The organism is Viridibacillus soli (assembly GCF_016612995.1).
Lineage (GTDB): Bacteria > Bacillota > Bacilli > Bacillales_A > Planococcaceae > Viridibacillus > Viridibacillus soli.
In genome coordinates, this window is the sequence record NZ_JAEOAH010000023.1 from 73773 (window position 1) to 100569 (window position 26797).

Annotated in this window: 29 protein-coding genes, 5 tRNA genes, 1 pseudogene and 1 riboswitch; of the genes and pseudogenes, 4 read left to right on the top strand and 31 right to left on the bottom strand. The window is 36.8% G+C overall.

The features are described 5' to 3' along the window. Positions 1–214: 214 nt before the first annotated feature. The 15 genes and pseudogenes from JFL43_RS14715 to JFL43_RS14780 form a co-directional block, all read right to left on the bottom strand. Complete coding sequence (locus JFL43_RS14715; RefSeq protein WP_200749621.1) at positions 215–679, bottom strand: hypothetical protein; 465 nt, start codon at positions 677–679, stop codon at positions 215–217. A gap of 4 nt (positions 680–683) precedes the next feature. Beyond that, a complete protein-coding gene (locus JFL43_RS14720) occupies positions 684–1469 on the bottom strand; it encodes an alpha/beta hydrolase family protein (RefSeq protein WP_200749648.1) in 786 nt (261 codons plus the stop codon). Then, positions 1447–1920: an RNA deprotection pyrophosphohydrolase gene (gene ytkD / locus JFL43_RS14725; RefSeq protein WP_100794597.1), complete on the bottom strand. Its 474-nt coding sequence runs from the start codon at positions 1918–1920 to the stop codon at positions 1447–1449. Before ytkD ends, JFL43_RS14720 begins: the two co-directional genes overlap by 23 nt. A gap of 51 nt (positions 1921–1971) precedes the next feature. Next, positions 1972–2280, bottom strand: a complete 309-nt coding sequence (locus JFL43_RS14730; RefSeq protein WP_100794598.1) for a transposase — start codon at positions 2278–2280, stop codon at positions 1972–1974. Between the two features lie 342 nt (positions 2281–2622). Continuing rightward, positions 2623–4911, bottom strand: coding sequence for a 5-methyltetrahydropteroyltriglutamate--homocysteine S-methyltransferase (gene metE / locus JFL43_RS14735; protein ID WP_200749622.1), 2289 nt, complete (start codon positions 4909–4911; stop codon positions 2623–2625). Between the two features lie 211 nt (positions 4912–5122). After that, positions 5123–5313: riboswitch (cobalamin riboswitch) on the bottom strand. A gap of 109 nt (positions 5314–5422) precedes the next feature. After that, a complete protein-coding gene (locus JFL43_RS14740; RefSeq protein WP_200749623.1) occupies positions 5423–5617 on the bottom strand; it encodes a hypothetical protein in 195 nt (64 codons plus the stop codon). Positions 5618–5887: 270 nt separating this feature from the next. Further along, a complete protein-coding gene (locus JFL43_RS14745; protein ID WP_100794599.1) occupies positions 5888–6310 on the bottom strand; it encodes a VOC family protein in 423 nt (140 codons plus the stop codon). A gap of 175 nt (positions 6311–6485) precedes the next feature. Beyond that, a complete protein-coding gene (locus JFL43_RS14750; protein WP_100794600.1) occupies positions 6486–6668 on the bottom strand; it encodes a YjfB family protein in 183 nt (60 codons plus the stop codon). Between the two features lie 185 nt (positions 6669–6853). After that, positions 6854–7699, bottom strand: coding sequence for a bifunctional hydroxymethylpyrimidine kinase/phosphomethylpyrimidine kinase (thiD, locus tag JFL43_RS14755; RefSeq protein WP_200749624.1), 846 nt, complete (start codon positions 7697–7699; stop codon positions 6854–6856). Positions 7700–7714: 15 nt separating this feature from the next. Further along, positions 7715–8941 carry a putative hydroxymethylpyrimidine transporter CytX gene (cytX, locus tag JFL43_RS14760; protein ID WP_200749625.1) on the bottom strand — a complete coding sequence of 409 codons (1227 nt, stop codon included), beginning with the start codon at positions 8939–8941 and terminating at the stop codon, positions 7715–7717. Positions 8942–9193: 252 nt separating this feature from the next. After that, complete coding sequence (locus tag JFL43_RS14765; protein WP_200749626.1) at positions 9194–9469, bottom strand: hypothetical protein; 276 nt, start codon at positions 9467–9469, stop codon at positions 9194–9196. Between the two features lie 23 nt (positions 9470–9492). Beyond that, positions 9493–9669, bottom strand: a pseudogene (locus JFL43_RS22640) (c-type cytochrome); the annotation flags it as partial. A gap of 203 nt (positions 9670–9872) precedes the next feature. Continuing rightward, positions 9873–10043, bottom strand: coding sequence for a hypothetical protein (locus JFL43_RS14770; RefSeq protein WP_200749627.1), 171 nt, complete (start codon positions 10041–10043; stop codon positions 9873–9875). Positions 10044–10184: 141 nt separating this feature from the next. Then, positions 10185–10511, bottom strand: coding sequence for a c-type cytochrome (locus JFL43_RS14775; RefSeq protein WP_200749628.1), 327 nt, complete (start codon positions 10509–10511; stop codon positions 10185–10187). A 119-nt stretch (positions 10512–10630) separates the two neighbouring features. Continuing rightward, positions 10631–11065, bottom strand: coding sequence for a Dps family protein (locus tag JFL43_RS14780; protein WP_200749629.1), 435 nt, complete (start codon positions 11063–11065; stop codon positions 10631–10633). Positions 11066–11162: 97 nt separating this feature from the next. Here JFL43_RS14780 and JFL43_RS14785 point away from each other — a divergent pair, with 97 nt between their 5' ends. The 3 genes from JFL43_RS14785 (at position 11163) to JFL43_RS14795 (ending at position 12638) form a co-directional block, all read left to right on the top strand. Then, positions 11163–11327, top strand: a complete 165-nt coding sequence (locus JFL43_RS14785) for a hypothetical protein (protein WP_200749630.1) — start codon at positions 11163–11165, stop codon at positions 11325–11327. After that, a complete protein-coding gene (yidD, locus tag JFL43_RS14790; protein ID WP_100796215.1) occupies positions 11328–11561 on the top strand; it encodes a membrane protein insertion efficiency factor YidD in 234 nt (77 codons plus the stop codon). It abuts the gene before it with no gap. Between the two features lie 99 nt (positions 11562–11660). Continuing rightward, positions 11661–12638, top strand: coding sequence for a metal ABC transporter solute-binding protein, Zn/Mn family (locus tag JFL43_RS14795; protein WP_200749631.1), 978 nt, complete (start codon positions 11661–11663; stop codon positions 12636–12638). Positions 12639–12707: 69 nt separating this feature from the next. Here JFL43_RS14795 and JFL43_RS14800 read toward each other — a convergent pair whose 3' ends face one another. The 8 genes from JFL43_RS14800 to JFL43_RS14835 form a co-directional block, all read right to left on the bottom strand. Then, positions 12708–13415 carry an ABC transporter permease gene (locus JFL43_RS14800; protein WP_200749632.1) on the bottom strand — a complete coding sequence of 236 codons (708 nt, stop codon included), beginning with the start codon at positions 13413–13415 and terminating at the stop codon, positions 12708–12710. After that, positions 13412–14260 carry an ABC transporter ATP-binding protein gene (locus tag JFL43_RS14805; RefSeq protein WP_200749633.1) on the bottom strand — a complete coding sequence of 283 codons (849 nt, stop codon included), beginning with the start codon at positions 14258–14260 and terminating at the stop codon, positions 13412–13414. Before JFL43_RS14805 ends, JFL43_RS14800 begins: the two co-directional genes overlap by 4 nt. 145 nt (positions 14261–14405) lie before the next feature. Continuing rightward, a complete protein-coding gene (locus JFL43_RS14810; protein WP_200749634.1) occupies positions 14406–15362 on the bottom strand; it encodes a LytTR family transcriptional regulator DNA-binding domain-containing protein in 957 nt (318 codons plus the stop codon). A 142-nt stretch (positions 15363–15504) separates the two neighbouring features. Beyond that, positions 15505–16950: an o-succinylbenzoate--CoA ligase gene (locus tag JFL43_RS14815; RefSeq protein ID WP_200749635.1), complete on the bottom strand. Its 1446-nt coding sequence runs from the start codon at positions 16948–16950 to the stop codon at positions 15505–15507. Between the two features lie 227 nt (positions 16951–17177). Continuing rightward, positions 17178–17996: a 1,4-dihydroxy-2-naphthoyl-CoA synthase gene (gene menB, locus JFL43_RS14820; RefSeq protein ID WP_100796209.1), complete on the bottom strand. Its 819-nt coding sequence runs from the start codon at positions 17994–17996 to the stop codon at positions 17178–17180. 25 nt (positions 17997–18021) lie between these two features. Next, a complete protein-coding gene (gene menH, locus JFL43_RS14825) occupies positions 18022–18837 on the bottom strand; it encodes a 2-succinyl-6-hydroxy-2,4-cyclohexadiene-1-carboxylate synthase (protein ID WP_200749636.1) in 816 nt (271 codons plus the stop codon). Further along, a complete protein-coding gene (menD, locus tag JFL43_RS14830; RefSeq protein ID WP_200749637.1) occupies positions 18825–20549 on the bottom strand; it encodes a 2-succinyl-5-enolpyruvyl-6-hydroxy-3-cyclohexene-1-carboxylic-acid synthase in 1725 nt (574 codons plus the stop codon). Before menD ends, menH begins: the two co-directional genes overlap by 13 nt. Continuing rightward, a complete protein-coding gene (locus JFL43_RS14835; RefSeq protein WP_200749638.1) occupies positions 20542–21927 on the bottom strand; it encodes an isochorismate synthase in 1386 nt (461 codons plus the stop codon). The genes menD and JFL43_RS14835 overlap by 8 nt, the downstream gene beginning before the upstream one ends. Positions 21928–22242: 315 nt before the next feature. Here JFL43_RS14835 and JFL43_RS14840 point away from each other — a divergent pair, with 315 nt between their 5' ends. Next, a complete protein-coding gene (locus JFL43_RS14840) occupies positions 22243–23211 on the top strand; it encodes a hypothetical protein (protein ID WP_200749639.1) in 969 nt (322 codons plus the stop codon). Positions 23212–23281: 70 nt separating this feature from the next. Here the strand turns inward: JFL43_RS14840 and JFL43_RS14845 are convergent, their stop codons facing one another. From JFL43_RS14845 to JFL43_RS14880, 8 genes are all read right to left on the bottom strand, one after another. Then, positions 23282–24220, bottom strand: coding sequence for a dipeptidase (locus JFL43_RS14845; RefSeq protein WP_200749640.1), 939 nt, complete (start codon positions 24218–24220; stop codon positions 23282–23284). A 417-nt stretch (positions 24221–24637) separates the two neighbouring features. After that, on the bottom strand, positions 24638–25129 hold the full coding sequence (locus JFL43_RS14850; protein ID WP_200749641.1) for a TraR/DksA C4-type zinc finger protein: 492 nt from the start codon (positions 25127–25129) through the stop codon (positions 24638–24640). 90 nt (positions 25130–25219) lie between these two features. After that, on the bottom strand, positions 25220–25984 hold the full coding sequence (locus tag JFL43_RS14855) for a MerR family transcriptional regulator (RefSeq protein WP_200749649.1): 765 nt from the start codon (positions 25982–25984) through the stop codon (positions 25220–25222). Positions 25985–26341: 357 nt separating this feature from the next. Next, positions 26342–26413 (bottom strand) — tRNA-Glu (locus JFL43_RS14860). A 4-nt stretch (positions 26414–26417) separates the two neighbouring features. Continuing rightward, a tRNA-Ser gene (locus JFL43_RS14865) sits at positions 26418–26508 on the bottom strand. A gap of 3 nt (positions 26509–26511) precedes the next feature. Then, positions 26512–26586, bottom strand: a tRNA-Asn gene (locus JFL43_RS14870). Between the two features lie 10 nt (positions 26587–26596). Then, positions 26597–26673 (bottom strand) — tRNA-Ile (locus tag JFL43_RS14875). An 8-nt stretch (positions 26674–26681) separates the two neighbouring features. After that, positions 26682–26755: transfer RNA gene (locus tag JFL43_RS14880), tRNA-Gly, on the bottom strand. Positions 26756–26797 lie beyond the last annotated feature (42 nt).

The following is a 26797-nucleotide window of genomic DNA, read 5'->3' on the forward strand; positions in this document are numbered from 1 at the left end:
ATGATGTATAAGAACTAGACTTTCTAAAACTTCATTGAATTAATTATGGCATCTTATGGCTGTCCAACAGTAATGCAGGACTCTATAACTTAGCTTTTTGGAATTTTCTAATGCAACTAACTGGCTTTTAACCGCATAAGAAATTTAAAATAGACTTGTTAAACGTTAATTAACAAGTCTATCTTTGATTCTAAATAATGTCTTTTTTACAGCTTTAATCAGTATCATTATCATTATCATCAAAAACAACTTCAGTATGTGGATTAGAAAACACTTCGATTATTCTATCGGATTGTTCCTCAGTCACCCGATTAAAACGTAGCTCATTCCCGTAATCTTTAATTTCTAAGCCGCTTTCTCCATTCTCATCAAAAAATCGCATAGAAAACCATTTCAGTTTTCCCTCTTCATCCGCTGATTGATTTATGAAAAATTCACGATTCACATCCGATAGAAATACTCTTTCAATTTTAATTAATCCTTCATTTTTTGAAACAGATGATATACGTTCTAATTCATCAATCGTAGACTTTTCTTCCTGCCAATTTTGAATTTCTACTTCTTTATAATCCTTTATATGGGTGTTCCAAAGAACTGGCCAAAAAGGGTACTTTTCTTCAAAACTCGAACTAACTTTTAGCTTTCGCATATCAATTGTTACTTTTACATAACCTAACATTCATTCACCCCTTTTGGAGCTTCATCCAATTGCATGCGCCCTTAACCGTCTTATAATTCACTGAAGCAGGGAAAAAATGCGTAAAGTCATTAAAATACCATGTTTCTACATGCTTATCGAATGCCTTTAAACTTTCTTCTAATAAAAAAGCATGCTGAATACCGACATGCTCATCTTTTTTACCATGAATTATTAATACAGGTACATTCAATTTCTTTATTTCCACAATCGGTGACCGCTCATTATACGCCTCGGGTACTTTTGTAGGTGACCCTCCTATTACCCTCTTCATCATTCTGCGCATATCTATACGTTCTTCATACGTAAATTTAGGGTTGGACACACCTGACCATGTTACAATAGACGTAATATCATAGCGTAAAATCCCTGTCCAAAGCGCCATTATTCCTCCTCTTGAGAAAGCGAAAATATGAATGCGATGTGTTTGACAAAACTGCTTTAACACATCCACACCATTCACTGCATCAAAACGATCATTCCCTGCAAATTCATCACGGCCCTCTCCGCCGCGATTTCCCCGATAATACGGCGCAAAAACGACAAAACCTTGAGATGCAAATTGCGCTATACGAGCAGGTCGCACCATGCCAATTCCTTGCATACCTCCGCGTAAATATAAAAGCCCTTCATAAACACCTGCTATAGCTGGCTCTGCGAGTAGACCTTTCACACGCAAACCTTCAGACCAATATGTAATTTCTGTTAGACGCACTTGTGGATTCGGAGATGGATAATCACGACGACTTTCAATAACGCCATTTATCTTCACGTTCACTCACCTTCTCCAGCATTTTTTTCATACCTGCATCTTTCATATAAAAGCTTAGACGGTCGCTATTACTTAATTCTTCATCCGTTAGTAATACGACTCCATTGGTTTCAAACTGCGGCTTAATATCTTCGATTGTCTCAACATTTGCTACAAAAACAGCTTTTGTAAACGGACGTTCTTCATGCACATGATAAGTTGCAAGCCACTCGATTTCGTGAATCACCGCACCCGTCTCTTCATATACTTCTCGTTTAGCAGCTTGTTCTAGGGTTTCATCAGCTTCTACTTTGCCACCAGGAAATTCTAGTCCACGCTTTGGATGATCAGTTAATAACCACTGATTATTATATTTAGCTAAAACTAATACATGCTTTGGCAACATAGCAAATGCATTTTTTTTAAAAGATAATTCAACACCATAACCATTTAAATCCGTAAATGTAAACATACCTTCGCTCACTCCTTATTGCTCTAAGTGTAACGAAGGTATGTTTATCAATCAACTATAATATGGCATTTGTTCGATTAATTGTTTCGTTTCAGCGTCTCCAAATTCATGCACAAGTGCGTACATTTTTTTTAGACGTAAGTCAATTTCATCATTTTCAGGATCTAAATGGTATGGCACATATGGTAGCTGCGCTCTCCAAAAATTTTGCTGATCCAGTGTACTCGATTGGTTAAAAAGCTGGTCAAAAACTTTTACATACTGCGGTTCAATTTGAAGCTTAAATTCCCACGGCGAATCATATGGGCTAGTGTAATAGCGCTTATTCGCAATCGATACATAAAGTGTAATTGGCGTCATCGTATCATCCTTTTTAACAGTAGGTTGCCCTGCTTTTGAATAACTATACTCCGCAAATTATGTAGCTATGGATTTTCTTTTTTTTCACGCTATCTTTTGATACATATATACTTTTCTAAATAGAGAAGACACAAAAAGGCTACTCTAATTTGACTTTTTTTAGATTCTTTAGAGTAGCCTCCCTTTTCATTAATAATTAAACTTCCTTAATCACACATTTAAATAACACAACCTGTTACGCATCTTATAAAACTCTATAAACCAAAGATAATCTATTGGATACACTAAATTTTTATCCAACAATATCTAATTGATAGCAAAGATTGAATTTCAACTTTTTGATTATTTTATTCGTTGTACACTTCGTTCTCTCAATAATTTTGCAGTATTCACCATTCTCTCAAGAGCTGCTAAAGTTTCATCTGTTTTTCGCGTTTTCAAACCACAATCTGGATTAATCCAGCACTGTTCAGGTGAAATAGCTTCAAGGCTATCATTCACTACAGCTACCATCTCATCTATATTAGGAATCCGTGGGCTATGAATATCATATACACCTAAACCAACACTATTCGTATATTTTGCATCTTTGAAAGCTTTAATAATTTCACCATGACTTTTCGATGTTTCAATCGAAATAACATCTGCATCGAGTGCACGAATTGGTTCAATAAAGTCATTAAATTCGCAATAACACATATGTGTATGAATTTGCGTTTCATCTTCTACTCCAGAAGTAGCTAATTTAAAGGCATCTACAGACCAGTTCAAATAGTCATCATGTTTTTTAGCTTTCAATGGTAACCCTTCTCTAAGTGCAGGTTCATCGACTTGAATAACTCGAATACCAGCACTCTCTAATACTTTAATTTCCTTTCGTAGCGCTAAGGCAATTTGTTGTGCCACAATACTACGTGGAATATCATCACGAACAAATGACCAATTTAATATCGTAATAGGTCCTGTCAGCATACCTTTAACAGGTTTCGTTGTTAACGTTTGTGCGTAAACTGTTTCATCAAGAGTCATTGGGTTCTCCCATTTAACATCACCATAAATGATTGGTGGTTTTACACAACGTGAGCCATATGAAACTACCCACGCATTTGCTGTAAATACAAATCCAGCTAATTTTTCTCCAAAGTATTCGACCATATCGGTTCTTTCGAATTCACCATGTACTAAAACATCAAGCTCTAAACCTTCTTGGTATGCAATCCATCTTTCAATTTCATCTTTTATAAAATTATCGTGTTGTTCTTTACCAATCTGTCCCTTTTTCAACTGTGTACGATTTCGCTTCACTTCAGCTGTTTGTGGAAAACTACCTATTGTTGTTGTTGGGAATCTCGGTAGTTGTAAAAGCTCTTGTTGGAGATCTTTTCGAATAGCATATTCTGAGATGCGAGATAAAGAAACTTCACTCAATCGTTTAATACTATTCTGTACTTCTTCTTGTTGACGTACTAGGCTGTTGTTTAGTAATTCTCTAGCTAGACGATTGTTTTCGAAAGCTTCTTGATACACATCTCTACCATTTTTCAATGCATTTTTCAAAATAGCTAACTCTTGTAACTTTTCATTAGCAAAAGCTAAGTTATCGTTTAACTCTTTGGGTAAGTTCGACTCTAGTGTTAAGCTAACTGGCACATGCATTAAGCTACACGATGGCTGAATCCACAAATGATTTGGTGTAACTAAGCTTTCTAATTCAACTAGCAAATCTAATGATTGTTGCAAAGGAGTAATCCAAATGTCTCGACCATTAATAATTCCCGCTGAAAGAACTTTGTCTTTTGGAAATCCAAAATTCCTAATATTCGATATATTCTCTTCAAAACCATGTACGAAATCTAACGCAATACCTGCTACAGGTAAATTAATTACTTCTTCATACCACTCTACTGATTCAAAATAGCTTTGTAATAACAATTTACTAGAACCTTTCGTAGTATTAAGCTGATCGTATATTTCTGTGATGATTCTCATATCGTCTGAAGATAACGAAGTTGCTAAAATAGGTTCTTCTATTTGAACCCATTCTGCTCCAGCTAGTGATAGTTCACTCAACAATTGACTATATACATTAGTTAATTGAAGTAAATATGATGGTTTATTCGACGTTTCTACTTCTTTTGTTAAAAGATAAAATGTTGCAGGACCAATGATTGTAGGCTTTATCTCTACATTGAAATTTTCTTTTGCTTCTAAGAAGTAACGTAACGGTTTATTGTCAATTAGCTTTAAATTTTGTCCTTCATACTCCGGTACAATATAGTGGTAATTCGTATTAAACCACTTTGTCATTTCACTTGCAGGAGCAGCTTGATTTCCTCGTGCCATTGCATAATATGTTTCTAAAGAAACCGAATCTGAATTCCACTTATAACGTTTTGGGATGATCCCAAACATAGTAGCTAAATCTAGCATGCGATCGTAGTATGTAAAATCACCTACAGTTATTGAGTCAACTTTTGCATCTATTTGGACTTTAATATTCGCTAGTCGATACTCTTTCATTTGTGCTTCGAATTGTTGTTCACTTATTTCTTCTCCCCAAAATGCTTCAAGTGTTTTCTTCCATTCACGATTCGGCCCAATATATGGGTATCCGACAACTGTACTTTTCATCTTTTCATCCTCCAATTCAATAAAAAAACCACCCTTTTATTATGTAGCCATAAAAAGGTGGTTGATGATTTTAATATAGTAAATATCGAAAAAAATCAGGAATAAATAAAGTTATAGAATATACTATTCCCTTTCAAATTCGCTTATCGTACTAGGACATAGTTGTCCATTGAAAAATCTCTCTAACACCTCCTATCCACGTAGGTTTGTTGGTGTGTACTAAACTAAGGCAGGTCTCCTGGCTTGTCATCATCGCTTACTTCCCCCTTCCCGTTACAGTTATAACAGTGGATTTGAAAGTTTGCTCCTACATACAGTTGCGGGACAGCATCGGATTTTCACCGATTTCCCTTTTAAGCGACTATCTATTATAGATAGCGCACCTTAGCCTACACGATATTCAATTGTTTTCTAAATATAACACAATGGAACGCTATTTGTATGTATTATTCGGAATTTTAAATAAATATTACATATTATTCATAATAACCCTATTAAATTATTATTTTAATTACAGTTTATCCGGGGCTACTTCCAACACTTCTTCCTTATAACCTACTAACTCTCTATAAACACTTTGATATGATTTCTCTAAATCACTTAATGCTTGCTTCTTATTTTTGATTCCACTGCTTTCAATATTTAACGTAATTAATCTCTTTCCCTCTGCTAACGTAATACCGTCGTCATTGAATTGCGAATGCATAACTATGGATTTTAATTGTAACTTATATTAATCATTATTATTTCCCCGTATCTGTTCATTAAAAAACACCTTTTATAAAAATATAAAACAATATTTTTATTCATAATTCCCCATTTTAATGTCTTTCTCTTTTGTTTCAAATTAATAACTAACTTTTTAACACTAAAAACACCTCCAAGTTTATAGTTATAAACTTGGAGGTGTTTAGTACTTCTTACAATATGAGATCTCTTTTTTTAAAAATTTATCTTTATCATTAATTTTCTAATCTTAAACTTCCCCACTCTCATGGCTAAATTGCCATTCGATGCCGAACTTGTCCTTTAAACTTCCATAGCATTTACTCCAAAATGTTTCTTGTAACTCCATAGCTACTTTACCGCCCACTTTTAGTGCTTCATAAGCAGATCTAAGTTCTTCTTCATTATCGCTAACAACGGCTAGGCTTACATTATTACCTTCTACAAAAGGTGAACCAGGGAAAACATCGGAAAACATAACATTGCTTCCAAGGATGCTGAGTCGAGTATGCATGACTAAATCTTTTGCTTCCTCTGGTAAAGTGTATTCTGGACTTTGAGGTGATTCACCAAAAGTCATAATTTGCGGCTTTTCTGTTTTAAAAACATCCGCATAAAATTCAGCTGCCTCGCGACAATTCCCATTAAAGTTCAAGTATACATTAATAGCCACTTTGCACACGCCTCTTTTCTTCATCATATAGTTTGCACAACAAATTTCATCTTTATTCTATATTCCCAACCTAGTGGAGTCAAATATTAAAGCATCACCAAATAATCATTCATACCCTTTAAAACTCTATAAGAAAACCATGCACCTTAATGTAGAAGTACATGGCTTAAATAAATCAAACTTGAACGTCAATAGACGCCCCTTTATAAGGGTGAGCTGCTTGTGCCGGTTCAGGCATCTGTTCTAAAAGCTGGACAGCAGCTGTTGCTTGCATATTCATCGCATTTTGCAAAACGCTCATTTGTACAGTTTGTTGAAGCTGAGCAAGCTCCGAAGACATGATAGAGTTAATATCCATTTGTATCACTCCTTTTCCCTTTTTAATATCGGTATTTCCAATAGAATATTAATCCTTCCAACCGTTAAAAGATGTTACTCTCCAAGACAAGAATGTTCATGCAATACATAAAACATACGTTTAGCCGTTTGTTTCAATAAAAACCCCTTGCGACATAATAATTCGCAAGGGAAACCTAATTCGTATTATTTTGCAAAAAGCTCTGCACTTTCAATCGTTACCGTACAACCGGTTTCTCCATACTTTCCATAAGCCGCATGATAAGTAGGGCCTACACCTTGTTTAAAGCCGAATGAATGACGGATCGCTGCTGAAATGAATTTCTTTGCCTCAATAACCGCTTCTGGTACTGTTTGACCTTTTGCTAAGCCAGCAGTAATAGCCGCCGAATACGTACAGCCTGCTCCATTCGTATGGATTGTATCGAATCGAGGTGCTTCTAATAAATAAAATTGTTTGCCGTCATATAAGATGTCAATTGCAGGACCTTCTAATCGTCCACCTTTTACAAGCACATATTGTGGGCCGAGTTCATGTAATTTTTTTGCAGCATCTTTTAAATCCTCTACAGAATTCAGCTCCATATTATCCAATAAATAAGACGCTTCTGGCATATTTGGTGTGATAATCGTTGCAAGAGGTAATAATTGCGTTCGCATTGCCTCCATAGCATCCTCTTTTAATAACGCCGAACCAATTTTTCCAATCATCACGGGATCCACGACAATATTCTGCACACCCGATTGTTGTATCCACTGTGCCACATTTGTGATAATTTCATGCGTGAAAAGCATACCCGTTTTAATCGCATCCGCACCGATATCTTCTAATATTGTATGTACTTGTGCTTCGATCGCTTCTACTGATTGTGGGAAAATCCCTTGTCCTGTTTTGGGATTTCTTGCCACAATCGCAGTAACAGCAGAGGTTCCAAATACATCTAGTTCCTGAAATGTTTTTAAATCAGCTTGAATCCCAGCTCCGCCACGTGCTGCTGAGCCCGCAATTGTTAATGCTCTTGAAATTGTCATGAACTTTCTTTCCCTTCATAATCTATCTACTAAATCTACTTTGCTAAAAACATTTTTTCTCTCTATAACTGCAACCATTGCTATTCTTACGATAAAGACACCTACTAGCACCCAAAGTGTATGTCCTAGTGGAATCGGATATTTTAATGAAACATGATAAATGACAACACCTAACAGCCATAGTAATGCACTTTGCCACGACCATTTCTTCTGCGGATCAATATGTCGGCGTTTTAATAAATAATAATCTGCAAACAATATACCATAAAGCGGCGCAAATACCGAACCAATGAAATACAAAAATGATTCATATGCAGAAACACTTGCGGCAATTGCAATTACTACTGCTAGCAAGGTGAAAATCACCGATACAAAGCGTTCATTTGCCATTGGTACAAGGTTTTTAAAATTTACCCCTGCAGAATACGAATCTAAAAACGTCGTTAATACAGTAGATAATAAGACAATCATTAACGCTACAACACCAAGTCCACTTGCCATTAAAATCGCACTAATGTCAGACGAACCGACGTAAAGACTACCACCTAGCCCAATAATAAACATAAATGTACTACCAACACTGTAACCTAATACACTCATTACTGTTCCCATTTTTTGATGCTTTACATGACGTGTGTAATCTCCAATAAGCGGTAACCAAGAAAGAGACATAACCGCGCTCAACTCTACAGCCGTACTAAATTTCATCGTCGCATCAGGTATAGTTCCGACTCCACCCCCACCAAAAATGACAGAAGCTAATACGATTGTAAAACCAAATAAAATCGTCACAGCAACAATATTTAGCTTCGAAATTTTCTTCAAGCCAAACAGTACCCACATCACGAGTATAGCGCCGATTAAAAGACTCCACAGCGCTTGAAAATCGAACGCAAACAGCTCTTTTGAAATACCATTTAATGCGATAGAGCCCGTCGCAATCATAACGGATGCCCATCCAACAAGCTGTAACATATTCAATGTCGTTAAGCCGTAAGAACCATATGTACCAAAGGATATACGTGTCGCCTGTAAAGCCGTCACTCGACTATTCGCACTAATCCACGCAGATAAAAATAAAATAATTGCTCCAATCACATGACCGATAAGAATGGCCTGAATCCCCTTCGTTAAACCAAGCGGAGCTAAAAGTGAGCCTGTAACAATCTCTGCAATCGACACAGAGGCACCTACCCAAAGGAAGAACTGGCTAATGGTCGTTGTATTATATGTATTATTCATGCTAACCCCTATTCTTCGAACAATTTATTTCCAGAATTATTCGCTATTGTAACCTAGTAAATGAGTATATTAAAAGGACCAATATTGCATAATTTGATAAGGTCAGTTTTAGAATAATTAAAGCTTTCAAAAAATTCCCATTCCCTCCTTGCATAGATAATAAAAGCACGAACCAGCTTCAGCCAATTCGTGCTACTCTCTATTAACAACAATAGCTTTTAAAAATGCTCTAATTACTTTTCAATGATTATTTCACCTATTATCTAATTCCAATACATTAATAATCTCTGGCATGAGTAAATGTAAAGGATTTAGTATGTTTCCATCTACATTCTTACTTGCGCCTACCATAGATAATTGGGCTACTGCAATTATTCGAGTACCACCTTTTACTAGTCTCTCTAATTCGGAGGTGACAATCCTGTTGTGTTCTTCAAGTCGTCCCTCCATCACTAAATTGAATGCACCTTCAATAATATGTATGTCAACATCTAATGATTTACCTAATTTGATTGCAAATTGGTTCAAACAATGCTGCTAAATCAGACATTTTGACCTATTAACGTTCCTTCTCCACCAACAGGCATATTATTTTTAATATATCCTGCCATTTTAGAAAGTCGTGCTAAACCAGCTCCGTCATTAAAGGAATCTTTTCTCCATAGTGCTGGGCCTGTATTTGGACCAGTGCCAGATCCATCTGCTGCGCGACATGCAATACATGAACTTTGATGAATTTTTTCATCATTATCTGTACATGAATAATAAAGTCGTTTAATTCTACTCTAAAAAATATTATATCCTTCTCTCCATTAAATGATAGGAGGATATTATAGTTATTGAAAAATCGGTTAGTTGCTTTAAATTTGTTATTTTAACAAATAATAATGTTGTTTAATTCGGTAAGCGAATAATGAAGATTCGCCCCCATTTAATTATTATTTTTAGCTTTCCCTCTATCCAGATAGATTAAAAATAAGTAGCCTACAAAACTAATTCCTAAGAGAACAACAGCCCATGTTGTTTCGTAATTCACTAAAATTCCAAACAAAGCAATAATTGCTGACAGTATATACATATGAGTTTTTTTGAAAAATACCATTTAACTTTCACCCTTTTCTTAACTATACGAACATTGAAATATTCTTACTCTTACTATATAGGATAAAAAGAAAAGATGGTATGAAGCTCCAATTCAAACCATCTTTTTTAAACAACTATTTTTATTTTTTAAACAATTTTATTATTCGTAAACAGTATCGACACTAGGAACTGGTACATCATCCATTGAATTTTTCATACGCCATGGCATGTCTTCTCCGACTGGAATATCTTCAGAAATATTTTTAAAATAAGAAACAATCGATTCAAGTTCATCGCTGTTTGCTTCAAACTTTTTGCCATTCATACTTCTAACCTTACAACCATTTATACGCTCTTCAATCGTGACAATGCTTCCAGAACGCTCAATATACTGTGGATAAACTGCTGTCATGCCTACTAATGACGAAGAGTTTTCGTCTAATCCAGCTCCTGCATGACAATTCGTACAAGTTAAGTTGTTACCCACATATTGCTCTGTTCTGTTGTTTGTATCAGTAATAAAGTTGTCCGGGAATCCTATCTCATATTTTATTAGCAAATAGAAAAAGCCAGCAGCATCAGCCACTGACTTTGTTATTATTTTTACTAACCTAAAAAGGCTTTTAACATCCAAACATGTTTTTCAAGGCTTTGATAGATGGCATTTAGTAAATCTTCCGTCATATCATCCTCTTCTTTGGCTGCTTCTTCCATACCTGATTTTAAAGATTTCATCATTATTTCGAAATCGCTAATGAGAGCGGCGACCATTTCAGTTGCTGATTCGCTACCAGCCGCTTCTTTTACATCTGATAGTGCTAGATGCTCTTTTAATGTTGCAACAGGTTGTCCGCCCAAAGACAAAATACGTTCGGCAATCTCATCTAGATGTGTTGCTGCTTCATTGTATAATTCTTCAAACTTTTCATGTAGGGTGAAGAAAGAGGGACCTTTCACATACCAATGGTAGTTATGTAACTTCGTGTAAAGTACTGACCATGACGATACAAGCTGATTTAATTCTTTTTGTAAAGCTGACATAAAACTTTCACACTCCTCTTCATGCTTTAAGCACTATACTGTTAATATACCGTAATCTTAAGTAAAATAAACATGAAGTTATACTAGAGGTGAAAAAATGTCGATTGCATGGATTGCCATTATGCCCGTTGTCGTTATGACAGTAGCTTTGGCAGGTTATTTAATTTACTTTATCGCAAAAAACAATCAAAAAGATTCACATAAAACGATTGATCCAAAACCAACGCAGCCATTTTATACTGCAGAGAAAGAAGATAAGTAAATGAAATACATTTTCAAGTTTTTCATTCGTTTTTATCAAAAGGCAATTTCCCCCTTAACTCCACCAACTTGCCGGTTTTATCCAACATGCTCAAATTACGGGCTTGAAGCCATTGAAAAGCATGGTGCATTTAAAGGTACTTATTTAGCAATTCGTCGTATTTTACGCTGTAATCCACTGCATCCAGGTGGATACGATCCAGTTCCAGAAGAAAGGCCTCCGAAAAAAGATTAATTTCGAGGCTTTTTTTTATTGTGTTTTTCTTGAAACTCTTGTATGATAAAACATGTTGAATCAACAAATCGTAATGATTACTATTTAAGAGGTGCTTATATGAAAAAGACTATATTCATATTTTTAATTGCTATACTTACAATATTTACTGCTGCATGTGGTGCAGATGACAAATTGAATCAGGATAAAAGTAAAAAAGATGTACTTTCTATTTATACAACCGTTTATCCATTAACGTATTTTGCAGAGCGTATTGGTGGCGAGCATGTTGAAGTATCTTCTATTTATCCACCTGGCTCAAATGAGCATACATTTGAACCAACTCAAAAGGATATGATGAACTTAGCGGATGCTGATTTGTTCTTCTATATTGGTTTAGGTCTTGAGGGCTTTGTCACAAACGCACAGAAAACATTAAAAAACGAAAATGTTGATTTTGTTGAAACTGCTGCTGATGTATCTGAGGAAAAATTAGATGTTAGCACAAGTGCTGTGCATGACCACGATCACGAGGAAACTGAAGAAGATCACGACCATGCACATGGCGAAATTGACCCACATGTATGGCTGTCACCTATCATCAGCCAAGATTTAGCGCTTTCTATCAAAGATGCTCTAGTGAAAACTCAACCAAATAATAAAGACGAATTCGAAAAAAACTATGAAGCGCTAGTCACTGAATTACAAAATTTAGATAAAGATTTTAAAGAAATGGCGGATGCTGCCCCTTCTAAAACGTTCTTTGTATCCCATTCAGCATTTGGCTATGTCGCTGGGACGTACGGATTGGCGCAAATTTCGGTAGCAGGCTTGAATTCACAAGACGAACCTTCACAAAAAGAATTAACTAAAATTGTAGACCAAGCAAAAGAAAATCATATTCATTACATCCTGTTCGAACAAAATGTATCTTCCAAATTAGCTGAGGTAATTCAAAAGGAAGTAGGAGCAGAAGCACTAACCCTGCATAACTTGAGTGTGCTAACAAATGAAGATATAAAGAATAATGAAACATATTTTACCTTAATGCATAAAAATACTGAAACGCTAAAAAAAGCGTTAAGTAAAGTAAAATAAATAAAACTGACAAACCCGCAAATAGAGCCTCTATCTGCGGGTTTTGTTTATTTGAATCTAAGTCGTTTTTTAATCCACCATACGCTTATTAAATGCAATGATTGTTGCAATAGTTGCTACAACAATCCATCCAATAATTGCTGCAAAAGGCTGCACCAAATCACCTAATGTAAAACTTTCTTCAAGTATTTCGGCCAAAAGAATTATTTGCGTACTCGGAAGCCACTCAACAATCTTTAAAATAGGATAGCTATCGACAAACGCCATTGCCATTGGACCTAATGAAAAAATACCTAGTACTGGTAAAACAATTACAGATGATTCCATAACAGACTTCGCATATAATCCAAGAAATGTTCCAACAGCAAGATAAAATACCGCTGATAATATCAAAGCAATCGCCATCACTGCTACATTCCCTGGCATATACTCTGTTAAGATCATACAACCTACAATCACAATCATAGTAGATAAAAAAGTAAGAGAACTTTTGCCTATTAGTATTTCTGGCGTTGATGCTGGAGATAACATGAGACTACGTAAAGTATTCTTTTCCTTTTCTTCAGCAATCAGACAGCATTGAATATACGTGCACACCATTGTAAATGTAAAGTTGATCCCCATAAAGTGCCCTTGTATCGAATCAAAACCTGCGCGACTATAAAAGGCTGCCAAAATAAGTGGTAAGAAAAGCATAGATGACACTGCCATATTCCGCGAAGTCTCTTTATAATCTTTGATTAATATTGCTTGAATTCTTTTAACTGATGTACTCATAGTAGTTTCCTCCCCGTTACCTGCACGAAAATATCTCCTAAACTCGGCTCATTTGTCATGACACGATCAACTAAATTATTTTGCATCCATTCGAACATTTGTTTCGCATCCTCAGCGCCTTTTCCAATAACTTCCTTGCGTCCATCTGTCAGCTCTACAGTTAGTGAATCATCACCAAACTGACGTTTCAGCTGGCTAGGTGTACCAATGGCACGTATTTCCCCTGCATCTAAGAAAGCTATTCGATCACAAAGTATTTCTGCTTCTGCCATGTCATGTGTTGTTAAGAAAATAGTCGTCCCCATTTCATTTAATTTGCGTAAACCTTCATAGATATGTTTCGTGTTGACTGGATCAAGTGCTGAAGTTGGTTCATCTAAAAAGAGTAACTCTGGTTTGTGTAAAATTGCACGTGCTAATGTAACACGTTGAATCATTCCTTTTGATAGAACACTAATACGTTTTTTACGTTCTTCGTATAAGTTCACAAAAGTAAGCGCCTCTTTAACAGATGATTCAGGTAAATTATATAATTTACTATATAAAAGAAGGTTTTCTTCTACTGATAACCTCGTATATAAACCGCTATTATCTGTTAGGATTCCAAATCTGCTACGTGAAGCAGGTTGCTTTAAAGCTTTAGCATCTTCGTTAAAAATACGTACTTTCCCACCAGAAGCTAACAGTTGAGCTGTTAATATTTTAATAGTTGTTGTTTTCCCTGATCCACTCGGTCCAAGAAACCCAAATATTTCTCCCTTTTCAATTTTAAATGATACATCACGAATTGCACTCTCATTTTGAAAATCCTTTTTCAAATGGCTTACTTCAATTATTGTTTCCACCTTAATTCCCCCTACATATGATGTTGGCTTAAGCATACGCAAGGATTACTAATGGTGCATTATAAATTGGTTGAAAGGAGATATATAGTGCTGAATGATATCAAATTATGCGTGAATGGAGAACAATTATTTCCTGAGAAATAATTTATATTCCGACTATTTTCTTTAATTCGACTAATTTACTTTTAGATAAAGGGACGTGCGTTCTATCGTTGCCGGATAAAATTAGGCTATAGCTATTTTTTGTCCATGTAACAATTTCTCTAACCTTTTGTAAATTTACAATGTATGACCGATGACAACGGAAAAAACCAAATACCAATAAACGCTGCTCCAGTTCATTAAGAGTTAATGTACATGGAAATGCATCCCCAGCAACATATACATTGATTAAGCCATCTACACTTTCAATGTAATCAATTTCAGGTGGATTAAATAAAATGAATTTATCATTTAGCTTAGTAGGAATTTTCTCTAACTTAATAAGTCGACTCTCAGTTTCTATCCCTTCTACTGCTTTAGTCGGTTCCTCCTGTAAATCTAATGGCTGTAAACCTTGCGCATCTAAGCGATAAACTTGATCTGACGAGATGAGCAGACCTTCCAAATTATTTGTCAGAAGATAAACAGTACAGCCTTTCTCCTTTAATGTTGTAACGACCATGTCAACAATGCGTTTCGTTTCAATATCTAAATTTTGAAATGGCTCTTCTAAAATATGTATGGTTTTTTCATGAATAAGTAACTTTGCTAATCGTACACGTTGAAGTTGTGAATCACTCAAATCTTTCATCTTCACTCTTTTTTTATCCATTAATCCTGTCAGTTTTAAAATATCTTCAAGTATTGCATTAGAGTCATATAAACGCTGCTCAAATTTTAAATTCTCCATAACAGTAAGCCGTTCATAGTAGCCTTCTTTGCGAAAATGTAAATGTAATTGTTGATGATGCTGAAGTTGCTGGACTATATAGTCAATGTGCTCCACATCAGAGTATATTCCTGTCACTGCACCAGTTTGAAGTGGTAATACAAATGATGGACATATGGTGACACCCCCTATTATAGATTCTGGAATAGAAATCTGCTGAAGTTCTTTCATATCATTAAACTCCCCCTTTGATGTAATAAAATTATATAATATCGTGGTATTTAATGCATCTACATCAAAATAAATACAATAAAAGCCACCTAAAAATTGAGATAGATGGCTTCTAATAATGTCGTTGTATACTTATTTGCAATTATTCTTTTATTAATAACTCACACAATTTACGTCTTAATAATTTATTCGATCCATTTCGAGGTAACTGCCCGACAATATGAATCTGATGCGGCACTTTATATGCGGCTAAATGTTTTCTGCAAAATGCCAGTAACTCGTTTGACTCTACATCTTCACTCAAAACTACAAATGCATTAGGCACTTGCCCCCACTTTTTATCCTCTACTCCACATACGCCTACTTCGCGTACCGCTTCATGAGAAGTAAGTATATTTTCAATCTCTGCAGGGTAAATATTCTCACCCCCAGAAATGATTAAATCTGAACGTCGATCGACGACATATAAATAACCTTCATCATCTAAATAACCAATATCCCCACTATGCAACCAGCCATTTTCCTGTGATGGTTTATCTGTAAAACGGCCTATATATCCCGGTGTTACATGAGGTCCGCGGATTAAGATCTCCCCTTGTTCAAAGGGCTTTTTCGCTTCATCAATCCGAATTTGATTGAAAAACAGTGCTTTGCCAACAGAGCCTATTTTACGCAATGCATCTGCACCGGATAACGTCGCTGTTTGAGAAGACGTTTCAGTCATACCGTATGTTTGTGCAACATTTAGGTCTAGCTTTGCCGCCCGCTTCAAATAATCTACAGGGACTGGCCCTCCACCTGTAAGCATTGTTAAGAATTTTGGAGAAGCTTTTGCATTTCTAACTTCTAGCTCCGTTAAAATTCGTTCTAATGTGACTGCAACAACAGACATTCGTGTAACTGTACCTGCTACTAATTCATCTACAATCTTCACAACATCGAATTTGGGATACAGATTAATTTTTACACCGTGCAATAACGACTTTGCTAGCATCGAAAATCCACTAATATGAAATAAGGGCATCGTACAAAGCCAGCAATCAGTATCCACTAAGCCCATATTGTAGACGGAAGATGTAGCGCTTGAGACATGATTCCCTACCGTTTGACGGACTCCCTTTGGAAATCCTGTCGTACCTGACGTATACATTATCGTCATCGTTTGATTTTCAGCCCATTCAGTTGCAACAATAATAGCCTGCTCGGGACTTGCATTTATTTCACTAAAGCTTAATATTGATACTTTTGTTATCGGTAGTTTTTCCATTAGTAAATCTTCGACTAATATAAAATCAACCGCTGCATCATCAATTTGATAAGCTAACTCTTTTCCCGTTAACCGTAAGTTTAATAGCACCATCTCACATTGCAAATGCATGCAAGCATACATCATCCATATAATCTGTGGGTTAGAAGATGCATAAATCGCAATGCGTGTATGCTGTCTCACTCCACTTGCAGTTAACTTTTTTGCAAGAACGAGCGCTTTTTCATTCGCTTCTTTAAACGTCCATTGCTCATCTTGAAAAAGAAGTGCAATACGATCAGGCGTTAGCGTACTACGCTGTAAAAGCCAGTTTGGAATCATTTTTTTTCACCTCCTGATTTATTTTATTGATAAAAAAAGCTGCCCAAAAGGACAGCTTAAAATGACAACTTGATAGAGCCGCCTTTTTTATAAAATAGTGTCTTCAGCATTGAACAAACTATCCTTCGAACTGTGGAATTTACGCTTCGAGCCTAAATCTCCAAATAAGTTTGAGATTCTATGCTCGAAATTCTAAGTCCTATGTTCATTTATACACTATTCCCTATTTAAGGGAAACGTGGGAACTGTCCAAAGTCTGGTTCGCGTTTTTCTTTGAATGCGTCGCGGCCTTCTTTTGCTTCGTCAGTTGTGTAATAAAGTAAAGTTGCGTCTCCAGCAAATTGTTGAAGACCTGCTAAACCGTCTGTGTCTGCGTTGAATGATGCTTTTAGGAAGCGTAGTGCAGTAGGTGATTTAGAAAGCATTTCTTCACACCATTGAACAGTTTCGTCTTCTAATTTTTCTAGAGGAACAACTGTATTTACTAAGCCCATATCCAATGCTTCCTGTGCATCGTATTGACGACATAGGTACCAAATTTCACGCGCTTTTTTATGGCCAACGATACGTGCTAAGTAGCCTGCACCGTAACCCGCGTCAAATGAACCTACTTTAGGACCTGTTTGTCCGAAGCGAGCATTTTCTGCTGCTATTGTTAAATCACAAACGATGTGTAACACATGTCCGCCACCAATTGCGTAGCCAGCTACCATTGCTACTACTGGTTTTGGAGTGATACGGATTAAATGTTGTAAGTCTAATACGTTTAGACGAGGAATGTTGTCATCGCCAACATAGCCACCGTTTCCACGAACTTTTTGGTCTCCGCCTGCACAAAATGCTTTGTCGCCTTCACCGGTTAAAATAATTGCACCGATTTTAGAATTATCGCGTGCACGTGTAAAAGCGTCGATTAGTTCCGCTGTTGTTTTAGGGCGGAATGCATTGCGCACTTCTGGACGATTAATCGTAATTTTCGCGATACCATTGTAAGATTCATACTTAATATCTTCGTATGTACGCTCTGTTACCCATTGACGAGTCATATATATGATCCTCCTACCTGTAATTTTAAATTTGTTCCTTTATTATTGTAGCAAAAGTTTCGGGATTTTCCACATGAATTGCATGTCCAACTTTCGGTACGATTATATGCGTACAATTTGGCAATGATTTTTTCATGTCCGCTGCTTTTTCTTGGAATTTTTCATCCAGCTCACCTGTTACTAAAATGACTGGTTTAACAAAGCTTGTAAGCTCGTCCCAATAAGAGTTCTGCTGCCCGGTGCTCATACCTCTTAAACTATTTGCTAAACCTCGTGCATTTTGCGATAAGCGTTCTGCACGAATTTCCTTTTGTGCGTCTAAAGGTAAACTTTTTTGCGTTGCGAATAACGGGATGCTCTCCCAATAGTCAACAAACGCTTGGATGCCTTCTGATTCAAGACGATCTGCCAAAACGTTATCAGCCTTCGCTCTCGCAGCACGTTCATCAGCCATTTGCAAACCTGGAGAAGCACTTTCCAAAATTAGTTGTTCGACTGTATCAGGATATTGTAAAGCATAAGCTAATGCGACGCGACCTCCCATTGAATAGCCGACTAACGTGAATACATCGACATTACGCTGTATCAGCAGTTCATGTAAAACTGCTACTTGCTTTTCCATTGAATAATGGGCTACATTTTTCGGGCTATCTGTATACCCATGCCCCATTAAATCAATCGCAATAATACGAACTTGCTCACCAAGTAAATGCATTACTTTATTCCACGTTGCTGAACTCCCCGTAAAGCCGTGTAATAATACAACTGTTTTTTCAACACGTGGATTGATGATTTCATAATGTACATTTATGCCGTTTACTGTCATCATTACACTTGCCATTTCGCATCTAACTCCTCACCAATTGCGCTCCATAATTTACGATGTGTCGCAACATTCTTTTGACGATCCGTAAATACTTCAATTAAGCGCAGTGGTTTTTCTTTCGGTGCTTGTAACACTTTTGTGAAGTCCTCTTTTGCTTCTACAGCTTTATATTCTGCTCCGTACATTTGCGCGATATCTTTAAATTCTAGTCCTGAAGGCGTTCCAAACAATTCTTCATAATGAGCTTCCTCTTTAGCTTGCGCTAAATATGAGAAAATACCACCGCCATCATTATTCATCACAACAATTGTCATATTACAAGCTTGATATCGTGTCGCAATTAAGCCGTTCACATCATGCAAAAATGACAAGTCACCGATCAATAAGTAAGTCTCACGCTGTCTTGCAAGCTGTAGTCCAAAGGCAGTCGATACAACACCATCAATTCCATTGGTCCCACGATTCGCAAAAATTTTTATGTCCTTCGATGTTTTATTGAAAAATGTATCAACATCTCGAATTGGCATGCTGCTACTCGCAAACAAATCGCTCGCCTCCGGTAAATTTGCAAATAACGTCGCCGCCATTGCTCCTTCATCCGTTTCTTCAGCTAAATAGCACTCAATATGCTTCGTTGCAATGTCATTTGCAGTCATCCAATCTGCTACATAAGTAGCATCGCCAGCCGCTTCCACAGCTACATCTTCTAACCAGTCGCTTACATTAGCATGCACATGATGTGTTGCAATCGCTAAAGAATCACGAAACATCGAATCCTCATCCACTACGATATAGTTAACAAGCTTAGCCTTGGTTAAAAAAAGCGTAAGCGGTTTTGATACCGGCTGTGCACCAAAGCGAATAACTGTATCAGGTGCCATTGCAGCTTTAAACGATTCGTTTTTCAAAATAGCATCGTACTGATCAATTATTAAACCCATGCAGTCAGCTGGAATATTCGTACGTAAATGAGACAGACTCTCTACAAGAACTGGCCATTTCAGCTGTCGAATAAAGTTCCAGACTGCTTCTAGATCCGTACCTTGATTCATCTCGCCAAATATTAAAAAACCCTTTTTCACATCATTAATTGCCCCTTCTAACGCTCTAAATGCATTTTTAGAAGGCCGTAACTCAGCTGCATAGCTTTCCACAAAAGTCCCGACTGGTAACTCTTCTTGGAAATCAATGAGTAAAGGCTCGCGGAATGGTACATTCACTTGTACAGGTCCAGCAGGTGCAGTTGTTGCGATCGAAACGGCACGTGCTATATGACGCTCGATAAATGGTAATGTCCCCTTCGAGGTGTCTGGTAATGGGAAATCCACTGACCATTTCACATGCTCACCATATAAATGTATTTGGTCAATGGCTTGTGGTGCTCCTACTTCACGTAATTCATGTGGACGATCCGCCGTTAATACGATTAATGGCACCCGTGCATAGCTCGCTTCAACAATGGCAGGAAAATAATTCGCTGCAGCTGTCCCTGATGTACAAACTAACACAACAGGTCGATTACTTGCTTTCGCAATGCCTAATGCTAAAAATGCCGCAGAGCGCTCATCTACTTGGCGATACATATTGTACTCCTTCGAAGAAGCAAACGCATAGGCAAGTGGTGTCGATCGTGAACCAGGACTAACAACAACATCGCGCGCTCCTGCACCGTATAATGACGCCACAAGCTTATAGACATAGCTCGTTAAAGTCGCTTTCTCACTCATGTAAATGTCCTCCTAAAGCTCGTAACATCGGGCGTAATTTCACCAATGTTTCATCGTATTCACTAGCTGGCTCTGAATCGGCCACAATGCCACCACCAGCATATAAAAACGCCTGATCATTAGCTAATAAAGCCGAGCGAATTGCCACAGCAAATTCACCGTTACCTTGTGCATCTAACCAACCAATTGGTGCTGCATATAGACCACGATTCATCGGTTCATATTCACGAATGACTTCCATCGCCTTCACACGAGGTACGCCTCCTAGAGCTGGTGTTGGGTGCAACGTTTTAACCAACTGTAAAATAGTAGCCTCTTTTTTCATAGGTCCTTCAACCGGTGTAAACAAATGCTGTATATCTCTAATTTTCAACAACTTAGGTGCATGAGGTATTTCATAGCTTGCACAATTTTCTTTAAATGTTTGTAGAATCATATCTACAACATATTGATGCTCCGAGCGATTTTTTTCATCATTTAATAAGCCTTGTCCAAGCAATTCATCTTCTTCCACCGTTTCCCCACGCTTCACAGAACCTGCGACACATGAAGAATACGCATACATATCCGAAACCTTCACTAAGCGCTCAGGAGATGCTCCGAAAAATAATTTCCCTTGTTCCTCTAAGCCAAATAAATAACTCTCAGGCTGCTCCATAATAACTTGTGACAATACATTTGGAGATGATACTTGCTCCTCAAATTGTAGTGCAAGTGAGCGTGCTATGACAACTTTATCCGCTTCTTTTTGGCGAATTAAAGACGTCACCTTACTAATAGATGCCAAATATTCTTCTTTATATGGCTCATAGCTACTCTTAATTTGTGGCTTCGCATATGTTTTTAATGCTTTTACCTGCGCTGTATGAATTAACTCATCACGCTCTTTACGTAAAGCTTCAAGCGCGTCCACGGTGTTTTCTTCATCTGTGATTAAATGAATGCTCACATAAGCTTGATCATTTCGCATCACAAGCTGATATGTTGCCACAGCAAAAAAAGCTTCTGGGAAGCCTGTCCATTCACCCGATACTTTATTTTCCGTATCAAATGTAAAGCCACCAAACAAAATTGGTTGTAAATTATGTTCATCATTAACCACATTTTGCGTTAACCTTTTCCATTGCTGTTCAACATCATCAAATCTTTGTTCTTTTGCATTGCTTGTAATGGTATGAGCTTGACCCAAGCCTACAAGCGTAAATGTTTTTTCACGATTTTGCCAAAAAAATCGTTGTCCAGCAAATGATTGCTCACCTGCTTCAAAAAAGGTGAGCGCTGACAATCGACTTACTTCTATTGTTTCTGTATGAAAATGTAATATCGATTGATCCGTTTCAATTCGGTCGCCGGTTGTTGCTGACAACTTCCGATTCATGAAAATTCCCTCCGTCAACGGATTCCACCAATTACTGGAATCCACTCGTACATACTTAAATATCCTATACTATCATACATCTTTCTCGCCGATTCGGCACTTCATTTGCAATGTTCTATCGCAATTTTTACGCACTTTCGCCAATAATTTACAAAGAAATCCAATACAACAAATATATAAACCTCAATATAGCTTGTGTCATGATGTTTTACCTATTAACATATATTGTATATGTTAACTACCATGCTTGAGTGATGAATTAAAATCGACATGAACATGAGAGTTAAAGACACTAGAAGAAAAGGGGTTATCACTATGGGAAAACACTTTGGTAACAAGCCACTAAAGACATTATTTATAAAATTAAAACGAAAACTGTTGAAAAAGCCACTTATCACGGCGGGCCTTGCAATTGCCTTCTTTTGCTTTTTAGTAAGTAGTGCCACTATTTCTCCTGTAATGGCTAATGGTGTAAAGAAATTAGCTCCTATTCAATTGGATTTGAATGGCACTAGCTTGACAACGGAAATTTTTGAAACCCTAGACAAACTCGGTTATTCAGTCGACAGTGCAGGACACATGACGAATCCTTATACGATAACTGTTTCTCTTAATTCAACTAAAGAAGAATTGAAAAAAGAAAAACTAATCATCACAAAACAAATAGAAAAGATTCTTGCGAAACGTCACATTGATAATTATAAAATTGAAATTGAACAATCTAGAAAATCCCCTCCAAATGAGACGTCTAAAAGTAAAGAAATCAATAAAAAAAGGATGAACATATTCCCTGTCATTTCAAAAACCATGAAAAAATTCGGTTATGATACATTGGGCATTGGATATAATAATGATGTAATCAGTATATATTTACCTAATACTGAGAAGAGAAAAAAGGCTATTAAGCAAGCTGTAGAAAAAGCGTTAATGAAGGAAAAGTTTGAATTTAAAAAAGTTGAATTTAACCTGTATAACGAATCAAAAAGATTACAAGAATCGAGATGGAGTTCAATTATAAGCATTATATCTGATAATCTTATTGGGAAAAGTGATTACAAACTAAAAGGCGTAGGCTATAGAGTAAAGGATGGAAAAACTTACATTTCTTTAAATACGGGGTTAGACAACTCTAAGGATAAAGCTGAAAATGTCGCTTATTTAAAAGAGTCTTTCGAGAAATTTTTCGCCTTAAATTCAACTAAAGAACAGATAAAAAAAGACACATATGAACTTATTATTTATGGTAAAAACAAACAAGTGCTAGTAAAAATAAAAAAGGATTAATTTTTATTTTGCAAACAGTTTTAAAATAGTAAAAAACGTCATGAAATTACTTCATGACGTTTCTTTATGCTTACTTTTGCATTTTTTTCACGTAAGATAAAAAGTTATTACTTGCAATACCTTTCACTTCATCTTCAGAAAAATGTTCTTGCAACTTCCCTATCAAATTTTGAGCCTGAGATGCATTATGCAAATTCTCCACAAAATAGGGAATACCATCAAAATCAGAGCCAATCCCTAAATGCTCAACACCCACAACATCTGCTAAATGGATAAAATGTTGAATAAACGCATCCATTGTAACTGATTTATCTCCATCCACAATAAATCCAGGATAATAAACTAAATGGATATGACCACCTTGTTCTATAAGAGCCTTTGCTTGCTCATCCGTTAAATTACGGGGATGATCACATAATGCACGTGCATTCGAATGGCTAGCAATAATGTGGTTAGCTATCGGTAGTAGATCCCAAAATCCTTGCATATTTAAATGTGAAACATCTATCAGAATGTCACGCTCATTTAATAAAGCTAATACCTCTTTTGCAAAATCCTTCAAACCTAAATTAGGGTCATTTTGTGCACCATAAGCAACTGCATTCTCATTATTCCAAGTGAGCCCTACTAGTTTTACGCCAGCGTCCAATATCGCCTGTAATTTGAATAAATCCGCTCCGATGGCATCACAACCTTCTAAACTAAGAATAGCCCCAATTTCGCCATCTTGAAGCCTTTCTAGCTGATGCCAATCTGTTATATGTACCATTTCAGGATTTGGTGCTAATACCTGCGTTTGAAATAATTCAATCTGACGAATCGCCTCTAAATATTTTCTACTTTGCGGCACTGTCTCATCGACGAAAATTGCAAATACTTGAACCTTTACTTTGCCTTTCTTCAAACGGTCCAAATTTGCCTGTAATTGTGGTGCATTTTTAAAATCTAATGGTTCTTCAGCATCCGACATTTTAAACAACACATCACAATGCAAATCAATAATATCCATATGTCGTACCTCCTAAAGCTATCTGCTTGCACATATTATACATTGTTACGAACCTTCAGCATAATATGTCTTTTTCGACTTTTGGAATACTTGTGTACACAATATCAGCGCCAACAATACTGCTATTGCTGCAGTTGATCATGCAATTAAATAAATCCAGTTACCAAAAGAAGAAACACCAATTCCACTAAGCGATAATGAATATTTCTTCCACATCCTTATGTATACACCTCTTAGTTGTTAATCGAATGATGCAACTATCATTAACTTCTTAAACACTCTATTTACAATAAAAACTATATTTCCCCATTATACATTTACTAAATATTTATAATTGCTCCTAATAAATTCATATAATTGTCATCTCTATTGAGCACAATAGAAATGGAACTGCATCTCTACAGTCCCATCCTAACATTATTCTATTTGATCTCCTGGTGAATCTGAAGAACCAAAAGATTCTACTTCTAAAAAGCTGTCCTCATAATCAACAATCGCTCTTGTATCATTTACAGGCTGTGCTGTAGAAGCATTCAACACTTCTTCTTCAACAGGTCTGTCTGTTGGTAACTTATCATCTGGTGCATGTTCAACACATGTTAAAGCAGTTGGCATTACTTCCAATCGACCAAATGGAATGTCTTCTCCACATTCGCTACATTTTCCATAAGTACCATCATCTATGGCATGTAATGCGGCCTGGAGTTTTTCCATTTCCACATCATTATGATCTTCAATTGCCATTTCTGTAACCTGATCAGTTAAATCAGTCGCTTTATCTGCAGGGTGATTGTCATAATTGGATAACTCCGTTGATTCTGGGAGCTCATGTGTATATTTTCTTTCCTGTAAAACAAATAATTCTTTCACCATCTGATTTTTTAAACTTTGAAAATTTTGATTCGTCATTTTATTCCTCCCATCAATATAACCTATCTATAATTATTTCCTACTTTTTTTAAATCAAACATAAAAAAGAGCACTGCTATTTGCAGTACTCTAATTACTCTTCCCTGTATAGATTAAAATGGCATCTCTCAAGAGTTTCGCTATTCCCGGTTGCTCAATATCATAGTAGCTAGTAAAACGTTCATCTGCTACATACATTTCGGCAAGTCCCGCATGTGCCTCTTTACTATACTGTGGCCAATAATACATCAACCAGCGCTTATGCGTATCCGCAGCACGCTGAGCGATCTCACTATCTGCTTGCCCATCTGCCATTGCTAGCTTTAATAAATCTTTCACTTCTTGCTCTAAAGCTTGCACCTCTTCATATTGCAGTTCTGTCATCTGTTGCACTTTTTTATTTGAAGCATCAACAGTACCATCCCCGTAATTTAGGCGAATCTCTTGCCCATATTGCTGTTCATTATCTGCAATCATATTATTCTTGAATCCTTCAAATTTTTCTTTATTTGACATTTGAACTCCTCCATTCATAGCATCAATTGTTTTGTTTACCGTCGTAATCATGACGTCCAACTGCTGACGTTTCATCATTAAAGCCTCATGATGCTCCGCCAAAGCTCTCTTATAGTCAAAGTCTTCAGCAGTCACCATCTCTTTAATAACTTCTAATTTAAAGCCTAATTCACGATAAAATAAGATCTGCTGTAATAAATCAACCTCCGCTTGCCCATATATCCGATAACTAGAAGAATTAACCCGCGCAGGCTTCAATAATCCAATATCATCATAATAACGTAGCGTCCGCGTACTAACACCCGACAATTTTGCAAGCTTCTGAATTGTAATCTCTATCGCCATTCACCTCCATACTACTACTATATAGATTGACGTAACGTCAAGGTCAACACTATATTAAATAAAAAAAGCCTAGTAACAGCAAATAGCCTTTACTTAGATTCACAACTACTTTCATTCATTATCACCTTCGAAATCGATTACCTGACCGTAGCTTTAAATAAGCCATATAATCAAAACGTGCTAATTTCTTCAGCCAATAAGCTTCTTCTACTATTGCAGAATCTTATATACACCATATTATGTATGAAAAAGCACTCCTTCATAGATTATCTACTAACATATTTATAAAAGTTAAAAGAGCAAAACAAAAAACCTTTAGAATCAATATTGATTCTAAAGGTTTTTTAAGTATGACCCCTACGGGATTCGAACCCGTGTTACCGCCGTGAAAGGGCGGTGTCTTAACCGCTTGACCAAGGGGCCTATATGGCGGAGAAGGAGGGATTTGAACCCTCGCGCCGCTTACGCGACCTACACCCTTAGCAGGGGCGCCTCTTCAGCCACTTGAGTACTTCCCCATATGGCTCCGAAGGTAGGACTCGAACCTACGACCGTCCGGTTAACAGCCGGATGCTCTACCACTGAGCTACTTCGGAAAAATTTTAATGGTGGGCCTAAATGGACTCGAACCATCGACCTCACGCTTATCAGGCGTGCGCTCTAACCAGCTGAGCTATAGGCCCATAAAAATTGGAGCGGGTGAAGAGAATCGAACTCTCATCATCAGCTTGGAAGGCTGAGGTTTTACCACTAAACTACACCCGCATCATGGTGGGTCAGGACGGAATCGAACCGCCGACACTTAGA